An 18,460-nucleotide genomic window follows, 5' to 3' on the forward strand; every position below is an offset into this window, starting at 1 on the left:
GAGGTTCCTCCCGCGTACAACGGTGGCTCCGAATGCCCCTGGCGTTACCCGCAGCCAAGTCGGTGCGGATCCGATGTCCATGGCAAGCAGCTGATCATGCGATCAGTGGCGAACGATTGAGTTGGTCGGGATCCGGTCAAGCTGGCGCAGCCCTTGGCAACACAAAAAGAAAACGGCCCGGGAATCCCGGGCCGTTCTGTTTCAACCGATCAGACTACGATCAGAAGCGCTGACGGTACTCCATGTAGTAGTAGCGCCCCGGGGTGTCGTACTGGTAGTCGAAGTTGTTGGCGAACGCCTGGGTAGCCACCGGCGGTTCCTTCGCGAACACGTTGTTCACGCCCACCGACACGGTTGCATTCCACGGCACGTTGTAGCGCGCCTGCAGGTCGTGATAAGTGGTCGCGGCCAGCTTGTTCTGCGGATCTTTGCCACTGGCAGTAACGCGATTCGGGTCGCTGCACAGTGCTGCTACCGTCGGGTACTTGCAGTTCTCGACCAGGCTGGAGAAGTAACGCGTGGTCCAGGTCAGGCCGAAATCGCCGTAGGTCCAGTTCGCGGTCAGGTTGGAACGGATGCGCCAGACCGGTGTGTCCTTGACATAGGTGCCAACTTCCGAGGCATCCCAGTCTGATTCCGGGGTGGCCTTGGTGCGGTAGGACGACATGTAGGTGCTGTCCCAGATGAAGGAGAAGGCACCGAAGCGAGTGTCGGGCAGTGAATAACGCATGGTCAGGTCGAAACCTTCCACTTCCGTCTCACCCAAGTTCTGCAGGCCCAGGCGCATGTAGGTAATCTGGCCCAGCGCGTTGCGGGTCAGGCCTGCATTGACGATGTTGCACCAGCTGTTGTTCCCTTCCACGTAGCACTGGTCAAGCATATACGTAGCTTGTGGGCGGCTGATCACGTTCTTGATGTTGATCTGCCACCAGTCCAGCGACACATCGAAGCCCTTCAGGAAGCTTGGGCTGAAAACCAAGCCCAAGGTTTTGGAGGTCGAGGTTTCTGGGGTCAGTTCCTTGTTGGAAACCAGGTCGAAGGGCCACGCAGTCTGGTCGCCATAGGACTCGCGCTGGGTGTAGCTGGCCGGAATGCCTGCGGCAGCGCAACGCTGTGCCACAGCTGCAGTGCTGATGAACGGGCTGTCGCTGGAGCACGGGTCGCCGTAGCCTTCATACGATGCACCGGCGCCACCAAACAGGTTGGAGATCGACGGAGCGCGGAAGCCTTCGGCCCAGTTACCGCGGACCAGCAGATCAGCGTACGGCTTCCACTTGAAGCCGAACTTGCTGTTCAGGGTGTTACCGAAGTTGCTGTAGTCGGAGTAGCGCGTGGCCACGCTGAACTCCAGTACTTCAGCGCCCGGCAGGTCCTTCAACAGCGGGATTGCCAGCTCCAGGTACATGTCGTTGAGGCTGTAGCCACCACTGGTCGGCTGACGGGCATTGCCCGAGCTCATGCCGGCCGAGACGAAGGCGTCCGGCAGGTCGTAGCCGGACTCTTTGCGGTGCTCGTAACCTGCTGCAAAGCCCAGCATGCCGCCGGGCAGCTCGACGATGTCGCCGGCCAGGTTGGCGGTGAAGCTCTTGCTCTTGTTCTGGTACTTGTCCTTGGCGGTGAACAGGATGTAGTCCAGCATTTCCTTCGGCATGGTGCCGGCGCTGGACAGCGGATTGAACGGTACGCAGCCGTCGATCACCGCACCCGGGGCGCCGCACTTGACGACGCCATCGGTATCCATGAACGAGGCGCCGGTGGCCTTGTACATGTTTGCCATGTTGATATCGCCGACCTGGGTATCGATCTGGTCGTTCGAGTTGTAGCTCAGGCCTGCGTCCCAGTTGAAGTAACGGTCGGCAAACTGGAATGAACCTTCCAGGCCGCCGTACCAATGCAGGGTCTTGACGTCCTGCTCATAGAAGCGTTCCTGTTCAACCAGGCGGCGGTTCCAGTTCAGTTCACGTGCGTTGGCGGTGCCCTTGGTCGGGTTGTAATAGCTGTCTGCGGACAGGCCCTGGTCACCGCCCAAGTAGCTGCCTGCGCTCAACGGGTAGCCCGCCAGCTGCTGGGCCGAGTTGCGCTGGTTGTACAGTGCATCGGTGCGCAGTGCGATCGAGTCGGTCAGGTCGTAGCGACCCTGGATATAGATCGACTTGCGTTCCTGCGGGGTGCGCAGATAGTTGTCAGCGGCGTAGTTGTACTTGTCCGCGTTGCCGTAGGCGTGGTAGTTGGCGAGGTTGCGGCCATCTGCGCCTTTGTTGACAACCAGGCGCCTGATGCCAGCACGTTCTGCAGTGGCCTCGTCGGCGCTACCTGCGATCGAGTTCCAGTAATCGGAATCACCGGTTGCAACACCATCGACAGTAAGGTCCCAGATGCCGCCGTCGGCGGTCTGGCCGCTGTACTGGCTCAAGCCCAAGCTATAAACCGGATCGTGCGAGATCTTGCGTGCGCCGGCCATGACAGCCTTTTCCTTGACGTAGCTGGCGCCGAACACCAGGTTGCCACGGTCGCTGCTGGTACCCAGGGTCAGGTCGTAGCCTTCGCGCTCGCCGTCGCCCTTGCTGAACTGGCCAGCGTAGACATGGGCTTCGCCGCCAGTGAAATCATCACGGGTGATGATGTTGACCACGCCAGCGATGGCGTCCGAACCGTAGATCGAGGAGGCGCCGTCCTTCAGGACTTCGATGCGCTCGACCATGGCCGACGGGATGGTGTTCAGATCGACGCTGCCATCGAGAGCCGAGACCCAGCGGCGGCCGTTGACCAGCACCAGTGTGCGCGAGGAGCCGAGGTTGCGCAGGTCAACACCGGAAGAACCGTCGCCGCCGTTGTTGAACTGGGTGTTGATGGCAGCGCCGTTGGTGGCGATCTGCTGCAGAACGTCAGCGACGCTGGTACGGCCGGTCTGCTGGATGGCTTCGCGGGTCAGGGTCAGAACCGGCTGTGAGGTTTCCGCGTCAACCGAGCGGATGCGCGAGCCAGTGACCTGGATGCGGTCCAGGTTGGTTGCACCCTTTTCAGCGTCTTGTGCATAAACGACACCGGTGGTGCCAGCGCTTGCGACAAGCGCAAGTACAACTGCATCACGCAGTTTGGTGGTCTTGCAAATCATGGGTTCTCTCTCTCTGCCAAGTGGACTTGGTATAGCGGGGATGGCCTCTGGTGGGTCCGAAAGGCGGATCCAAAACCATGGGCTTGAGACCGATAGTACTTGCGACTGCAAATAAATTAAAGATTGGTTAATGAAGTTGTGAAATTAACTCCAATTCAGCAAAGCCTGGCTGCCGGGATTCCTCAAGGCAGCCAAGCAACGTGAGGCATGGTCGGCGGGCAAAGCTCTCAAGGCTTGAGATAGGGCGCGAAGCGCCCTGCCGTAATTGTTGCTGTTGCTGCAACGCAAAACGCCCCGGCATGCAGGGCGCTTTCTGGATCAGGCTGTAAAGGTACTAGAAGTTAGAGGTCTTGTTCGTAACGGACGTACGGGATTGCCCCGTCGTCATTGCTCTCGTTACGGGGTGAGAACGGGTTCTTGCCGCGGGTGATCACGTTCTCGGCGCCTACCGTGAGCTGGCCGCTCCACGGGGTGCGCCAAGTGATGCCCAGGCCCAGACCTTCCCATTTGCCGCTGTGGCCCGGGGCGTCGACCACGCGGCCGATTACATTGGCGCTGAAGGCGCCATAGCCGCCGCCGACGCTCAGGCTCTTGCTGTCCCATTGGTCGGCAACTGCCGGGGCAGCGTCGGTCAACGGCACCAGGCGCGCCTTGGCATAAGTGCCGCCGATGGAGACGAAGCCTTCGCGGCCGATGTTCTTCTGCCCGAAAACGGTCAGGTCGTTCTGTTCGACCCGCGCTGCGCTGGCTTTGCTGCCGTTCGACAACCAGGCCGGTAGCGTGTCGCGGCCAGTGCCGGCGGTGATGCCGACGCGCCCGCCGGGGCGGTTGAACGCGGTGGTGGCCGAGATATGACGACCGTTGTTGTCGTCGTCATCGCCCAAGCTGGCAAGCATGCAGTGACTGGCAAGGCCGCCAATGCTGCTGCCGCCGCTGCCATTGCAGAGCAGGCCGAGCGAGTCGCCGGAGGACAGGCCAAAGGCCGCGTCCAGCGAACTACGGCCGAAATTCCAGCGTGCGCCGACGTTCTGGGTGCCGGTGGGCTCCAGATAGAGCAGGGCTTCGACCTTGCCGCTACCGCGGTTCCAAACCGGCAACACGGTGCTGTCCGCAGCACGTGGCTTGCTCTGCGCATGTGCGCCCGTGACCACGCCAAGGGCGATCATCAGGGCTAGCGGTAGGCGGAGTAAGGCGTTCATGGACTCAGTAAGACCCCGTCTGCGCCAGGAAGTTCCCGGCGCGTGAGTTCTCGATCCTATGCGGTTTATGGTTTCTTAACAAGTCTTCGCCCTCCCCAGAACGTAACTCGTTGGACCGTTATTGCAGCCGCTCGGGAGCTGGCTGGTTGGCCGGTGTGGAACTGAACAATACGCCGAATTCTGCTAATGGGAAGTGATATTCCTGACCACAGAATTCACAGCGTACTTCGACCTGGCCGGTGGGTTCGGCGGCGGCGCGGGCTTCCTCTTCGCCCAGCGACTGCAGCATGGCGCTGACCCGCTCACGCGAGCAGGAGCAGCCAAAGCTCAGCGCCTTGTCGCCAACCAGCTGCGGGCTCTCCTCATGGAACAGGCGGTGCAGCAGTTCACTGCCTGGCAGGGCCAGCAGTTCGTCGCGGCCAAGGGTGTCAAACAGCGCGCCGGCGCGGACCCAGCCGTCCTTGTCGCCTTCGTCGCCGGGCAGTTTCTGCAGCAGCAGGCCGGCGGCATGCTCGCCGTCGCTGGCCAGCAGCAAACGCGTCGGCAGCTGCTCGGAGTGACGGAAGTAATCTTCGAAGGCTTCGTCCAGGTTGTCGCCGGTCAGGTTGACCAAGCTCTGGTAACGCTGCGGTTCACGCGGGTCCAAGCCGGGGTTTTCAATGGTGATGGCGAGCAGGGCGTCCTCGCCAAGCGCTGCCAGGGTGGGCGGGGCATCTTCGCCGTCGTTCAGCTGGACAATGCCACGCAGGGTGCCGGCCGAGGTGCATTCGCTGAACAATGCGCGCAGGCCGGTGCCGCTGCGCAGCTGAATGGACAGCCGGCCATCCACTTTGGTGTGGCCGGTAAACAGTGCCGAGGCCACGCTGGCCTCGCCGAGCAGGCGCGTAGCGGCGGCCGGGTAGTCGCCATGGGACAGGATTTCGCGCCAGCTCTGGCCCAGCCGGACATGGACGCCACGGACGCCAGCGTCGGGCAGGAGGAAGCGGACAAGGAGGTCGGAGGTGTCGGTCATGGGGCTGGATCTACGCGAGGTGGGGCCGGTGCCGGATAATGCGCCGGACAAAAGGTTTTGCAAGGTGGATATCAATGGGGGCGGAGCAGGCCGAGCTCAAGGTGGAGCAGGAATCAGGGACAAAGACGGGGCGCCGGAAGCGCTGGTTGCGGCGCTTGCTGTGGGTGCCGGTGCTGTTTGTCGTGTTCAGCGTACTGCAGGTATTGGTGCTGCGCTTCGTCGATCCGCCGTTTTCCACGGTGATGGTGTTCCGGCAGATGGAGGCGCTGGCGCAGGGCGACTGGAAGTTCCGCATCCGCTACCAGTGGCGTGACCTGGATCAGATGGCGCGCAGTGTGCCGATATCTTTGGTAGCGGCGGAGGATCAGCGGTTCCCGGACCACAATGGTTTCGACCTGCAGGCGATTGAAAAGGCGCGCAAGCACAACGAGCGCGGTGGACGCCTGCGTGGCGCCAGTACCATCAGTCAGCAGACCGCCAAGAACGTGTTTCTGTGGCAGGGCCGCAGCTGGCTGCGCAAGGGTCTGGAGGTCTGGTACACGGTGCTGATCGAGGCGCTGTGGCCGAAGCAGCGGATCATCGAGATGTACGCCAATGTGGCTGAGTTTGGCGATGGTATCTATGGTGTGCAGGCGGCATCGCGTGCCTATTGGGGTAAGGACGCTTCGCGTTTGAGTCCGGTGGAGAGCGCGAGGTTGGCGGCGGTGCTGCCGTCGCCGCGGCGTTACAACGCGGCCAAGCCCGGGCCTTATGTGCAGCGCCGCGCTGCCTGGATCCAACGGCAGGCGCGCCAGCTGGGTGGGGCAGACTATGTCGACGACGGAAATTGACCTCATGGCTGTTGTTAGACTTTGCCAATGAATACGCCAGAACGCCTGACCCTGCTGATCACCGCTTTCAACGAGCAGGAGGCGTTGCCGCAGTTGCATCCGCGCCTGTGTGCGCAGCTGCAGGCGCTGGAAGGCGATGTTGATGGCCGCATTCTGTATGTCGATGACGGCAGCAGCGATGCGACATGGGCAGTGATGCAGCAGCTGGCGGCGCAGGAGCCACGGGTTTCGGCGCTGCGCTTGTCGCGGAATTTCGGCAAGGAAGTCGCATTGACAGCAGGGCTGGACTTCGTTGAAGAAGGTGCTGTGATCCTGCTTGATGCCGATGGTCAGGATCCGCCGGAGCTGATTCCGCAGTTCGTAGCGCAATGGCAGCAAGGCTATGACGATGTGTATGGCACGCGTTTGGAGCGTGGCGGTGACGGCTGGTTGAAGCGGTTCACTGCGGCGGCGTTCTACCGGGTGATGGGGCGTTTGTCGAAAACGCCGATTCCGGCGGATACCGGTGATTTTCGCCTGCTCTCGCCGCGCGCGTTGGCGGGCTTGCGACAGCTGCGTGAGCGCCATCGTTTCATGAAAGGTCTGTTTGGCTGGGTTGGCTATAACCGCGTCGCGCTGCCTTATCGGCGTGAAGCGCGTTTGGCGGGCAGCAGCAAGTTTGGCTTCTGGAAGTTGTGGAACTTCGCGCTGGAAGGCATCACCAGCTTCTCCACCGCGCCGTTGCGGGTGGCGACCTATCTGGGGCTGTTCACTGCTGCCGGCGCATTTGGCTTTGCGATATGGGTGATTGGCAAGGCTGCCCTGTATGGCGACCGGGTTGCCGGCTGGCCGACGATGATGGTGGTGATCCTGTTCCTGGGCGGGGTGCAGCTGATCGCGCTGGGCCTGATTGGTGAATACCTGGGGCGGCTGTACATGGAGGCAAAACAGCGGCCTTTGTACCTGATCGATACCTGGCAGCCGGGGAACGTGGCAGTATCTGCCCCATCCGCCAGCGCAGGAGAACGCCATGCAGACCGTTCGACAGTTGCTAGGGGCCAAGTCCCCTGAGATCCACGCCGTGCCGCCGGATGTGGCGGTGGTGCAGGCGATCCGGCTGATGGCCGAAAAAGGCATCGGCGCGGTACTGGTAATGGACGGCCGCAGGCTTGTCGGCATCCTGTCCGAGCGCGACTACGCACGCAAGATCGTGCTGTTGGACCGATCTTCAGCAACCACGCCGGTGCGCGAGATCATGACTGCCGAGCTGGTCACGGTTGCACCGTCGGTGACGGTGGAGCAGTGTCTGGAGCTGGTGACCAATCGGCGCATCCGCCATCTGCCTGTAGTTGACGGCGATGAAGTGGTGGGCGTGATTTCGATCGGTGACCTGGTCAAATCGGTGATCGAAGCGCAGCGTCGCGAGCTGGGTCAGCTGCAGCAGTACATCACCGGTACGTAACCGGTTGCTGCTGACGGGTGTGGCACCGGCCTCAATCACAATCTTCTGCTGGTTTGTTTCGAAGCAGGCCGACCGTGTTGCTGCGGGAGGCAGTATGCCGCTGATGCCAATGCACGCAACGTCGTCACAGAATCTGCGCGGTCACCGAAACGAAGTGACAGACGCTGCCGGCAATGACGAACAGATGCCAGATCGCATGCGAATACGGTAGTTGCTCGCGGTGATAGAACACCGTGCCCAGTGTGTAGAAGATGCCGCCGGCAAACAACCAGCCCAGCGTCCAGCCATCCAATGAGTTCCACATCGGCTTGATCGCAACCACCACCAGCCAGCCCATCGCGATGTAGATCGCAGTGGAGAGCTTCTTGAAACGGCCGGTGTAGAACAGTTTGAACACCACGCCAAACAGGGCCAGCGCCCAGATCGCGGTGAACATTCCCCAACCCCAGGGGCCGCGCAGGCCGATCAGGGTGAATGGGGTATAGGTGCCGGCGATCAGTACGTAGATCGCGCAGTGGTCGAAGATCTTCAGCCGGCCCTTTGCCACCGGGTGCTGGATGGCGTGGTACAGGGTGGAGGCGGTGTACAGCAGCAATAGCGCTACGCCAAAAACAATGGCGCTGGCCAGTTGCCAGCCATCGCCATAGATCGCAGCGAGGGTGATGAGTACAGCGCCGCCGGCCAGTGCACTGACTGCGCCCAGACCATGGGTGAGGGCGCTGGCTACTTCTTCGCGGATTGATGCAACGGTTGCGGTCATGGGCAATGAGGGCGCGGGCTGGGGGGAGGCCCGGTGCCCGCTATCATCACCCCGAACGGCGGCGTATGCACGCCGCCATCAGACTTAGGAAACCGAAACCGTGTGTGCGGCTTCGCGCGTGGCGGAGAAACGCACGTCCGGCGCGCGTTCCTGGGCCAGCTGCAGGTTGACCCGGGTGGGGGCCAGATAGACCAGGTGGCCGGCTGCATCGATGCTGAGATTGCTGGCGTTCTTTTCGCGGAACTCTTCCAGCTTTTTGGCATTGCTGCAGGTCACCCAGCGCGCGGTGATCACCGAGACCGGCTCGAACACCGCTTCCACGCCGTACTCGTCCTTCAGCCGGTAAGCGGCCACGTCGAACTGCAGTACGCCGACCGCGCCGAGGATGAGGTCGTTGCTCATCAGCGGGCGGAAGAACTGGGTAGCACCTTCCTCGGACAGCTGGGCCAGGCCCTTCTGCAGCTGCTTGAGCTTGAGCGGGTCCTTGAGGCGGGCACGGCGGAACAGTTCCGGGGCGAAGTTGGGGATGCCGGTGAAGGTGATCGCCTCGCCTTCGGTGAAGGTGTCACCGATGGAGATGGTGCCGTGGTTGTGAATGCCGATCACATCGCCCGGCCAGGCTTCGGCGGCGATCTCGCGGTCGCTGGCCATGAAGGTCAGTGCGTTGGCCAGCTTCATCTCCTTGCCGGTCCGCACATGGAAGGTCTTCATGCCAGCGGTGAACTTGCCCGAGCACACGCGCATGAAAGCGACGCGGTCGCGGTGCTGCGGGTCCATGTTGGCCTGGATCTTGAACACGAAGCCGGTCAGCTTGTTTTCCTGCGGGGCGATGTCGCGGCCGGTGGTGGCGCGGGTCTGCGGTGCCGGTGCGTGCTCGACGAAGAAGTCCAGCAGCGGCTGCACGCCGAAGTTGTTGACGCCCGAGCCGAAGAATACCGGAGTCTGCTTGCCGGCCAGGTAGGCTTCGACGTCGAACGGGTGGCTGGCGCCCTGCACCAGTTCCAGTTCGTCGCGCAGGTCGGCCAGCATCTTCTCGCCGATCTTTTCGGCCAGGCCGGGGGAGTCCAGCGACGGGAAGATGGTCGAATCCTGACGGGTGAAGTTGCGGCCCTGTTCGTACAGGTGCACTTCGCCGGTGAGCAGGTGCACCACGCCCTTCAGGCGCGTGCCCATGCCGATCGGCCAGGTGACTGGCGCGCACTGGATGCCGAGCACGGTTTCCACTTCATCCAGCAGATCGATCGGCTCCTTGCCTTCGCGATCGAGCTTGTTGATGAAGGTCATGATCGGGGTGTCGCGCAGGCGGCAGACTTCCATCAGCTTGATGGTCCGCTCTTCCACGCCCTTGGCCACGTCGATCACCATCAGCGCCGAGTCCACCGCGGTGAGCACGCGGTAGGTGTCCTCGCCGAAGTCGGCATGGCCGGGGGTGTCGAGCAGGTTGATGATCTTGTCTTCGTACGGGAACTGCATCACCGAGGAAGTAACGGAGATGCCGCGTTCCTTCTCCAACGCCATCCAGTCCGAGGTGGCGTGACGCGCGGCCTTGCGGCCCTTGACCGAGCCGGCCATCTGGATCGCGCCCCCGAACAGCAACAGCTTTTCGGTCAGCGTGGTCTTACCCGCGTCAGGGTGGGAAATGATGGCGAAGGTGCGGCGGCGCGCGGCTTCGGTGGCGACTTCGGACATGGCAGGGGCGCCCGCCCGGGCGCATCAGAAACGAATGAACCGGCGATTATACCTGCCGCCGCCCGCGGCTGCGGATGGGCATGGCCGCGGGCGGATCGGTTCAGGTCTGTAGCCAGGGGTGGGGGCGCCTACCCAGCCAACGGCCGGCCAAGGCAGAGGCCAGTGCACCCCCCAGCATTGCCACGGACCAGGCAGGCAGCAGCCAGGAAGCTGTCGGTTGCAGGAGCGCCGTTGTCACCAAGGCGATGGGCAGCAGTACCATCAAGGCGATCTGCATGGCGCGCCCAAGACCGCCCTGCAGGGCGAACAGACTGGTCGCATGCAGCCAGAGCAAAGCGCTGATGCAGCACCAGAGCAGTACCAGCAAGTAATTCTTGCCTGCACCCAGCAGCGCCGCAGTCGTTCCCAGCACCAGTACCGCCGGGGCTGCACGCAACAGCATCTGCCGGGCCAGTTGGCTGGCCAAGGCGTTTGCAGGGTGCCGTGGGAGGCCTGGCAGCAGGGCTGGTTCATGCAGGCCGAGTGCGGGGCGGCGTACCAACGTTTGCAGTCGCATGACTGGGGGAAATGCGGTGACCACCACCAATAGTGGAATGAACAGCAACGCACTGCCGGCGACGTCCTCCCGGTTCAGCAGCAGCCACAGGATGGCCACGCCGAGGATGGGGAGCTGTGCGCGCAGCCAGCTTTTGGCGGTGGGGCGACCAAAGCCGGGACCAAGTGCTATCGAAAGGGCCTGGTCGGTATGCTGCCGCAGCTCACTGCCGACTGGAGTGCCTTCGCCGAACAGGACATGTCCGGAGGTGTCTACGCCCCAGTTCAGGCGGTCCTGACTCAATAGCTGTGCAATCGAGGTAGACCATTGTGTTCTCGCCGGTCGCTGCCGCATCCACCAGCAGAAACCGGTGATCGTCAGCAGCAGGAACGTGGCGGCGCAGGTCAGGCTCAATAACGGGGAATTGCCGAGCTGGGACCACGTGTTATCGGTACGCTCCAACAGCCAGTTCAGCGCATAGCCCAGCGGTAGCAATACCCAGAGGATCCATGGCGGCATGGAGACCCAGGCCAGGCCGAGCAGCAGGGCGTTGAGCAGGACCAGCAGGTTGAGTGCAACATGAGTGTCGCCAGCAGCGGCCATCAGCGCTGTTGGTATCAGTACCGCCAGTACCAGGGCTACCAATGCCTGGCGCAACGCCTGCTGCGCAATTTTGGGCAGTCGTAGTCGGGACGCCAGCAAGGTGGTGCCAATCAAACGACCGCCGCTCAGCATCGCCCAGAACAGCACCATGCACGCGCACAGCGTCAGATGCAGGGGGAATGGCTTGCTTGCGCCGGTGCCCAGCAGCGGTAGTGCCAGTGCAAGTAGCCAACCGAGGGCAAGCAGGAGGCTTGCCCAGCTGGCGGCTGCAAGTACGGTGCCAAGCGTTGTCCACGGTGGCATCACGGTTCGGGTCTGCGCGATGGTGTTCATTCGGCGATCTCGATGAACAGGTCTTCAAGCCCCATGCGGTCTGCACGTAATCCGTCTGCCAGCAGGAGTTCGCGTGGCATCGCCTGATCGTCGATCAACAGGCTGAGCGTTCCATCGCTGAGCTGACGGCGCAGCAGCTCACCTGGCAGGCGGGGCGGCAACGTGGCAGCGGCAGCGGCTGGCACCTGCAGGCGCACGATCCGCTCCTTGAGCTCGTCCAAGGGCTGGTTGAGCACGATTTCACCGTGGTGGAGCAGGGCAACGTGTGAGGCGACGCGCTCAAGGTCGCTGATGATGTGGCTGGAAAACAGTACCGTGGCTTCATTGTCGATGGCCTGTTCGACGATGTCGCGCATCAGCTCGCGGCGCGCGATCGGGTCCAGCGCGGATGCAGGTTCATCCAGCACCAGCAGCGCTGGGCGTGGTGCCAGCGCCCGGATCAGCGCCAGACGCTGGGCCTGCCCTGGCGATAGTTTGGCGATGCTTCGGCGCGGATCCAGTTCCCATCGCTTGAGCAGCGTATCGGCGTAGCTGCGGTCCCAGCTGGGGTACAGCTGGCTCAGGTAAGCGAACAACTGGTCGATTTTCATCCACGTGAACGACTGCGGCTGCTGCGGGACATAGGCCACGCGCATCTTGCGTGCATCGTCCATGCCGAGCGCGGGGGCGCCCATCACCATTGCCTGGCCGGATTGCGGCTGCAGCAAGCCGAGCATGCAGCCGATCAGGCTGCTTTTGCCTGCGCCGTTGCGGCCGATCAGGCCCAGCACCTGCCCACGCGGCAGTTGCAGGCTGACATCGCGCAGTACCGCATGCTTGCCATAGCGCAGCTGCAGCGCGTGTGCTTGCAACGGCATGCTCAGGTCAACTGTGGCGGCGGGTAGGGTCATTGCATTCATGTCGATTCCTTTTCGAGTAGTTGCTGCAGCCGCGTCAGGACGCTGCCGGCGGGAAGTTCCAGTTCCAGACAATGACGGGCCAGTTCCTGCAGCAATGGCTCGGCCTGTTGCAGGCGTTGGCTGAGGCTGTCGCCCCCGGCGCGGCGACTGGCGATTGCCATGCCCTTGCCGCGCAGGCGCTCCAACAGGCCTTCGGTTTCCAGTTGGCTGTAAGCGCGGGACACCGTCATCGGGTTGATTGCATGGGCCGATGCCACGTCGCGCACGGAAGGCAGCAGTGTTCCGGTTGGCAGTTGCCCGGCGCTGATCATTCGTCGTAGCTGTTCAGCGATCTGTCGGTAGATCGGCTCGGCCGCCTGTGGGGCGATATGTAGTGCTTTTGCGTCCATGTGTATCAATACATCAATACACTTGGGTTCTGTCAAGTCCTCACGTGAGGTATTGGCTGGTTCAGGGGCCCTGTCTGGGAAACTGCAGCTCGCCGCGCGCACTGCCCATTCGGAATGGGATCGAGCGCAGCGCCAGCCCGGTATTGGCCTGCACCACGAAATGCAGGTGCGGTCCGCTGCTGTGGCCGGTGTTGCCGGACAGGGCGATTGCCTGCCCGGTTGTCACGCTCTGCCCGGGGTGGACGTTGGCGCTGCTGGTTTGTAGGTGCGCGTACAGCGCCATGCTGCCGTCGCTGTGCAGGATGCGCAGCAGGCTGCCTTGCTCGCGGCTGTCGACCACCTGCATCACCCGGCCGGAACGCGCGGCCAGCACGGAGGTGCCTTCGGGCACGGGGAAATCCACCGCGTACAGGTTCTGCGCATCGCTATGGCTGTAGTGGCCGGCGAAGGCCTGGCTGACCCGAACGGAGGCAATTTGCAGTGGCAATAGATAGAGATGATCCTGAGGCTGTGCTGCCGGGTCGCCAGGAAACGCGTCCAGGGCCAAGCGCAGTGGATTGCCATCATCTGCCAGCCACAACAGGCTGCGCTTCTCTCCTGCGGCCAGCACGGTGGCGGCCGGTGCTCGGCTATCGCCCTGCAGGCGGACCTCTACCGGACCAGCGGTCAGGTTGCTGACCACGGCGCTGCGTCCGCCTGCACGTGCCTGCAGCTGCAGGCTGGCGAATGCGTCCGAGCTGGATGCCGCTACGGCAGATGCCGATGCTGCGGGGAGTCCCCAGGCTTCACGCCAGCGACTGCTTGGACTTGCTTCGGCGCCGCTGGCGCACAGCAGTGCCAGCGACAGCAGTACAGGAATGGTACGGGGCACAGTGCGGTGTCCTTGGGGCAGGGTCTGATTGTGCCTGTTTGGTTGCCCTCGAAACTTATTCATCTCTTTATGCGAATAAAGCGATTGACATGCCGGGAGGGCGCTGGCAATGTAGCGCCACCATCGAGACCGGCAGAGGGACAGGCCCTTTGAAGCCGGGGCAACCAGCGGACGCGCAAGCGGCTGCGTTTGGTGCCAAATCCTGCGGAGACCTCCGTGTCTGCCGAAAAGATGGTTCGTTCCGTACCGCGTGTACGGCGAACACGAGCTTCGCGAAAGCTCGATGGCCGCTCCTTATCGGATACCGCCATGAGTTTCGCCACCGCTACCGCAGTCCAGCTTGCCCCCATCGCTCTCATCGACCGTGCCGACAGCGGCGTTGCCTCTGTGCGTGGCGAGATCGAGGTGCAGCTGCGTATGCGTCACGCAGGTCAGCGAGCGCTGCGCCTGCGCTATGAGCTGGTGGGCGCTGCTGGCGCACCGGTGGTGTTGGTCGCCGGCGGTATTTCCGCGCACCGTCATCTCGCTGCAAATGCTGGCTATGCCGAAAAAGGCTGGGCCGAGGGCCTGGTTGGCACTGGCCGTGCACTGGATCCGGCGTGTCGTCGCTTGCTTGGTTTTGATTTCATCGGCGCTGATGGTGAGCTGGATGCGCCCATCGATACCGCCGATCAGGCCGATGCCATCGCCGCTTTGCTGGACGCATTGCATATCGAGCAGCTGCATGGCTTCGTCGGCTACTCCTATGGCGCCTTGGTTGGCCTGCAGCTGGCCATCCGCCATCCGCGCCGGCTGCACAAGCTGATCGCGGTCAGTGGTGCGCACCGCCCGCACCCGTATGCATCGGCCTGGCGCGCGCTGCAGCGTCGTGCGGTCGCGTTGGGGCAGCTGCAGTGCGCGGAGAGCCATGGTCTGGCGCTGGCGCGTCAGTTCGCCATGCTCAGTTACCGCACCCCGGAAGAGTTTGGCGAGCGCTTTGATGCGCCACCGGAAGTGGTCAATGGCCGTGTGCGCGTCGCCGCCGAGGACTACCTCGACGCCGCCGGCGCGCAATACGTGGCCCGTACCCGCGTCAACGCTTATCTGCGCCTGTCCGAATCCATCGATCTGCACCGGGTTGACCCCGCTGCCGTCAACGTGCCGACCCTGGTGGTCGCGGTTGAAGGTGACCGACTGGTGCCGCTGTCGGACCTGGTCGCGCTGGTCGAAGGCCTGGGTCAACGCGGCAGCCTGCGTGTGCTGCGCTCGCCTTACGGACACGACGCCTTCCTCAAAGAAACCGATCGCATTGACGCGATCCTCGCCACTGCCCTACGCCTGCCTGGAGAAACCGCATGAGCCTGTCCCACACTTCCGATATCTCCTGCAGCCGGGCCACCGCCGCTGTGCGTGCCGGCATTGACCGCGATACCGCCTACGGTGCGGTGACGCCGCCGATCGTGCTGTCGTCCAACTTCAGCTTCGATGGTTTCGGCAACAAGCGCCAATACGACTACACCCGCAGCGGCAACCCGACCCGCGACCTGCTTGGCGAAGCATTGGCCGAGCTGGAAGGTGGTGCCGGCGGGGTGATTACCGCGACCGGTATGGGCGCGATCAATCTGGTGTTGAATGCCTTGCTGGAGCCGGGTGATCACCTGGTGGTGCCGCATGATGCCTACGGCGGCAGCTGGCGCCTGTTCAATGCGCTGGCCAAGAAGGGGCACTTCGAGCTGATCACCGCCGACCTGACCGATCCGCGCTCGCTGGCCGATGCGCTGGCGCAGGCGCCGAAGCTGGTGCTGATCGAAACCCCGTCCAATCCGCTGCTGCGCATCACCGACCTGCGTTTCGTCATCGAGGCCGCGCACAAGGCCGGTGCCAAGGTAGTCGTCGACAACACCTTCCTGTCGCCGGCGCTGCAGACGCCGATCGCCTTCGGCGCCGACGTGGTGCTGCATTCGACCACCAAGTACGTCAACGGTCACAGTGACGTGGTTGGCGGTGCGGTGATTGCGCGTGATGCCGAGGTGCATCAGCAGCTGGTGTGGTGGGCCAATGCACTGGGCCTGACCGGTTCGCCGTTCGATGCCTTCCTGACCCTGCGCGGCCTGCGCACCCTGGATGCGCGTCTGCGCGTGCATCAGGAAAACACCAGCGCCGTGGTTGAGCTGCTGGCAGCAAGCGATGCGGTGTCCAATGTGTATTACCCGGGTTTGGAATCGCATCCGGGCCATGCGGTGGCGGCGCGCCAGCAGAAAGGTTTCGGCGCGATGCTGTCGTTCGAGCTGGCCGCTTGCCAGGGCGAAGATCCATATGCCGCGGTGCGTGCCTTCCTGGATGGCCTGCATTACTTCACCCTGGCCGAATCGCTGGGCGGCGTGGAAAGCCTGGTCGCGCATCCGGCCACCATGACCCACGCTGCGATGAGCGCCGATGCGCGTGCAGCGGCGGGCATCAGCGAATGCCTGCTGCGCTTGTCGGTGGGCATCGAGTCCAGCGAGGACCTGGTCGCCGACCTGCAGGCCGGTCTCGAGCGTGCCGCCAAGGTGATTGCCGAGGCGCAGCTGGCTGCTGGCAACTGTAAAAAAACGGTGGATGCATGAGCGCGGTACTGCGTCCGCTGGAACAGCCGCAGGCGCGGCTGGTGTTGTTGGGAACTGGTACGGTCGGCTCGGCCTTTGTTGCGCGCTACCAAGCATTGCAGCAACGCCAGCTGAGCCTGCCATCGCTGCATGTGGTGGCCAACTCGCGTATTGCTTTGGCCTGCGACGATGCGCCGCATGCGGCGCTGTCGCGTGCGCGTGATGCGCAGCGGCAGGGCGATGAGCCGGTGCATCGCGAGGAAGTAGGGCGGCTGCGTGTTGGCGACATCGTGGTGGATGCCACCGCCAGTGAAGCTGTGGCCGCCGATCATGCACGGTGGCTGGCGCAGGGCATTCATGTGGTGACTGCAAACAAGTTGGGTAATGGCACGGGCCTGGCCCGTGCGCAGCAGATTGGTGCTTCGATTGCGACCGGCAACGCCCGCTATGGCGATGCGGCCACGGTTGGTGCCGGCTTGCCGCTGTTGCGCAGCATCCGAGCACTGGTTGCCGGTGGTGACCATGTGCATGCCATTGAAGGCGTGCTGTCCGGCTCCTTGGCTTGGCTGTTTGATCGTTACGACGGCAGCCAGCCGTTCTCAGCCTGCGTACGTGAAGCTGCGCAGGCCGGCTATACCGAGCCGGATCCGCGCATCGACTTGTCCGGCGAAGATGTGCGCCGCAAGCTGTTGATACTTGCGCGCGCTGCTGGTGTGCCGCTGGAGGCCGATCAGATCAAGGTTGATTCGCTGGTGCCGGCGGCCCTGGCGGCACTGTCAGCCGACGCGGTGGATGCAGCGTTGTCGTTGCTGGACGCGCCGCTGGCCGAACAGTTGCAGCAAGCACGGGCACAAGGTTTGAAGCTCTGCTTCGTTGGCCGCCTGGATGCGCAGGGTGCAAGCGTTGGTCTGCGCGCGTTGCCGCAAGGCCATGCGCTGGCTGGCGGTAGTGGCACCGATAATCGCGTGGCGATTCACAGTGACCGCTACAGCACCCAGCCGCTGCTGATCCAGGGGCCGGGCGCGGGCGCCGAAGTGACTGCCGCAGCCTTGCTGGACGACGTGCTGGGCATCGTTAATCGCTGAGTGTCGCTGCAGCACCCCTGGCGTGCTGCAGCGCGGATTCGGTGCTGATCCAGGCCGGGTGCTGCAGAGCGGGTGATGCCCTGCATCGGCTTGCACTCGCGTAGATGCCGGGCCGGCTGAAAGCACGCCTTTCGAAGGTAGCACTGCAACGTGCAGGCTCTATGATGCCGGGGTGTTGGCGTCATGGCGCCAACGTTGCCATTCCGCGAAGCCCGCAGGCTGCCGGTTTCTTCCTCTGACAGGTGTGCTGTGTCCAAAGGTGTTCTGGTTTCGCTGGCAGCGTCGTTGCTGTTCGGTCTGATGTACTACGCCAGCCCGCAGCTGGCGCCGCTCCAAGGTGGCGATATCTTTGGCTGGCGGGTGTTGTTCGCGGTGCCGCTGATAGCGCTGATGCTGCATGTGAGTGGTGAGAAGACCCTCATCGCCGATACCTTGCGACGCGTGCGGGTTGAGCGCCGGTTGTGGTGGGCGTTGCCGCTGTGCGCGGGCATGGTCGGAGTGCAGTTGTGGCTGTTCCTGTGGGCGCCGCTGCATGGCCGAGCATTGCAGGTATCGATGGGCTACTTCCTGTTGCCATTGGTGATGGTGCTGCTGGGGCGGGTGGTCTACGGCGAACGTCTGTCCGCGCTGCAGAAGCTGGCCGTGGCCAGCGCCGCGCTCGGCGTGGGCTGGGCCTTGCTGCGCAACCACGGCCTGTCGTGGGAAATGCTGCTGGTGGCGCTGGGCTACCCGGCTTACTTCCTGCTGCGCCGGCACCTGCGTATCGGTCACCTCGGCGGGTTCTGGGTGGAACTGGTGCTGTTGCTGCCGGTGGCTTGGTGGGCGGCGATTGGTGACGGGCAGCAACTGCTGGTAGCGCTGGCGCAGAAGCCGGCGTTGTACACGTTGATTCCGCTGCTCGGGGCGATCAGCGCGGTGGCCCTGATGTGCTACATGCTGGCCTCGAAGATGCTGTCATTCAGTCTGTTCGGCCTGCTTACCTATGTGGAGCCGGTACTGTTGATGCTGGCGGCCTTGCTGCTGGGTGAGAGCGTCGGCCACGGGCAGTGGCCGACCTATGTGGCGATCTGGCTGGCGGTGGCGCTGTTGGCTCTGGAGGGCATGCTGAAGCTGGGCAAGCGCACCGCCTGAGTGT

Annotated in this window: 16 protein-coding genes and 1 riboswitch; of the genes, 7 read left to right on the forward strand and 9 right to left on the reverse strand. The window is 63.3% G+C overall.

Annotated features, from left to right (window positions below; genetic code table 11):
• Positions 1–220 precede the first annotated feature (220 nt).
• From ACVOLL_RS00280 to hslO, 3 genes are all read right to left on the reverse strand, one after another.
• On the reverse strand, positions 221–3,115 hold the full coding sequence (locus ACVOLL_RS00280) for a TonB-dependent receptor (protein ID WP_481511031.1): 2,895 nt from the start codon (positions 3,113–3,115) through the stop codon (positions 221–223).
• A gap of 341 nt (positions 3,116–3,456) precedes the next feature.
• Positions 3,457–4,281 carry an XOO1806 family protein gene (locus ACVOLL_RS00285; RefSeq protein WP_481511181.1) on the reverse strand — a complete coding sequence of 275 codons (825 nt, stop codon included), beginning with the start codon at positions 4,279–4,281 and terminating at the stop codon, positions 3,457–3,459.
• Between the two features lie 151 nt (positions 4,282–4,432).
• A complete protein-coding gene (gene hslO / locus ACVOLL_RS00290; RefSeq protein ID WP_481511032.1) occupies positions 4,433–5,326 on the reverse strand; it encodes an Hsp33 family molecular chaperone HslO in 894 nt (297 codons plus the stop codon).
• Positions 5,327–5,400: 74 nt separating this feature from the next.
• Here hslO and mtgA point away from each other — a divergent pair, with 74 nt between their 5' ends.
• Genes mtgA through ACVOLL_RS00305 form a run of 3 tightly spaced genes read left to right on the forward strand, consistent with a single transcriptional unit; the run spans position 5,401 to position 7,597 of the window.
• Positions 5,401–6,156 (forward strand): monofunctional biosynthetic peptidoglycan transglycosylase, encoded by a 756-nt coding sequence (mtgA, locus tag ACVOLL_RS00295; protein WP_481511033.1) that lies wholly within the window; start codon positions 5,401–5,403, stop codon positions 6,154–6,156.
• Positions 6,157–6,183: 27 nt separating this feature from the next.
• Positions 6,184–7,206 (forward strand): glycosyltransferase family 2 protein, encoded by a 1,023-nt coding sequence (locus ACVOLL_RS00300; RefSeq protein ID WP_481511034.1) that lies wholly within the window; start codon positions 6,184–6,186, stop codon positions 7,204–7,206.
• Entirely contained in the window at positions 7,166–7,597 is a 432-nt protein-coding gene (locus tag ACVOLL_RS00305) for a CBS domain-containing protein (RefSeq protein ID WP_481511035.1), read from the forward strand. The genes ACVOLL_RS00300 and ACVOLL_RS00305 overlap by 41 nt, the downstream gene beginning before the upstream one ends.
• A gap of 124 nt (positions 7,598–7,721) precedes the next feature.
• On the opposite strand, the gene trhA is transcribed toward ACVOLL_RS00305, so the two are convergent.
• The 6 genes from trhA to ACVOLL_RS00335 form a co-directional block, all read right to left on the reverse strand.
• Positions 7,722–8,357 (reverse strand): PAQR family membrane homeostasis protein TrhA, encoded by a 636-nt coding sequence (gene trhA / locus ACVOLL_RS00310; protein ID WP_481511036.1) that lies wholly within the window; start codon positions 8,355–8,357, stop codon positions 7,722–7,724.
• 84 nt (positions 8,358–8,441) lie between these two features.
• Entirely contained in the window at positions 8,442–10,046 is a 1,605-nt protein-coding gene (locus tag ACVOLL_RS00315) for a peptide chain release factor 3 (RefSeq protein WP_481511037.1), read from the reverse strand.
• Positions 10,047–10,146: 100 nt separating this feature from the next.
• Complete coding sequence (locus ACVOLL_RS00320) at positions 10,147–11,517, reverse strand: hypothetical protein (protein WP_481511038.1); 1,371 nt, start codon at positions 11,515–11,517, stop codon at positions 10,147–10,149.
• Positions 11,514–12,416 (reverse strand): ABC transporter ATP-binding protein, encoded by a 903-nt coding sequence (locus tag ACVOLL_RS00325; protein WP_481511039.1) that lies wholly within the window; start codon positions 12,414–12,416, stop codon positions 11,514–11,516. Before ACVOLL_RS00325 ends, ACVOLL_RS00320 begins: the two co-directional genes overlap by 4 nt.
• On the reverse strand, positions 12,413–12,805 hold the full coding sequence (locus ACVOLL_RS00330) for a GntR family transcriptional regulator (protein WP_481511040.1): 393 nt from the start codon (positions 12,803–12,805) through the stop codon (positions 12,413–12,415). Before ACVOLL_RS00330 ends, ACVOLL_RS00325 begins: the two co-directional genes overlap by 4 nt.
• A gap of 61 nt (positions 12,806–12,866) precedes the next feature.
• Entirely contained in the window at positions 12,867–13,676 is an 810-nt protein-coding gene (locus ACVOLL_RS00335) for a M23 family metallopeptidase (RefSeq protein WP_481511041.1), read from the reverse strand.
• A gap of 117 nt (positions 13,677–13,793) precedes the next feature.
• Positions 13,794–13,914, forward strand: a riboswitch (SAM riboswitch).
• Between the two features lie 71 nt (positions 13,915–13,985).
• Here ACVOLL_RS00335 and metX point away from each other — a divergent pair.
• From metX to rarD, 4 genes are all read left to right on the forward strand, one after another.
• Positions 13,986–15,014 carry a homoserine O-succinyltransferase MetX gene (metX, locus tag ACVOLL_RS00340; protein ID WP_481511042.1) on the forward strand — a complete coding sequence of 343 codons (1,029 nt, stop codon included), beginning with the start codon at positions 13,986–13,988 and terminating at the stop codon, positions 15,012–15,014.
• Positions 15,011–16,261, forward strand: a complete 1,251-nt coding sequence (locus ACVOLL_RS00345; protein WP_481511043.1) for an O-succinylhomoserine (thiol)-lyase — start codon at positions 15,011–15,013, stop codon at positions 16,259–16,261. Before metX ends, ACVOLL_RS00345 begins: the two co-directional genes overlap by 4 nt.
• On the forward strand, positions 16,258–17,325 hold the full coding sequence (locus ACVOLL_RS00350; RefSeq protein ID WP_481511044.1) for a homoserine dehydrogenase family protein: 1,068 nt from the start codon (positions 16,258–16,260) through the stop codon (positions 17,323–17,325). Before ACVOLL_RS00345 ends, ACVOLL_RS00350 begins: the two co-directional genes overlap by 4 nt.
• Before the next feature lie 249 nt (positions 17,326–17,574).
• A complete protein-coding gene (gene rarD / locus ACVOLL_RS00355) occupies positions 17,575–18,456 on the forward strand; it encodes an EamA family transporter RarD (RefSeq protein ID WP_481511045.1) in 882 nt (293 codons plus the stop codon).
• The last annotated feature ends 4 nt before the right edge of the window (positions 18,457–18,460 follow it).

It is taken from the genome of Stenotrophomonas sp. STEN035, from assembly GCF_056759935.1.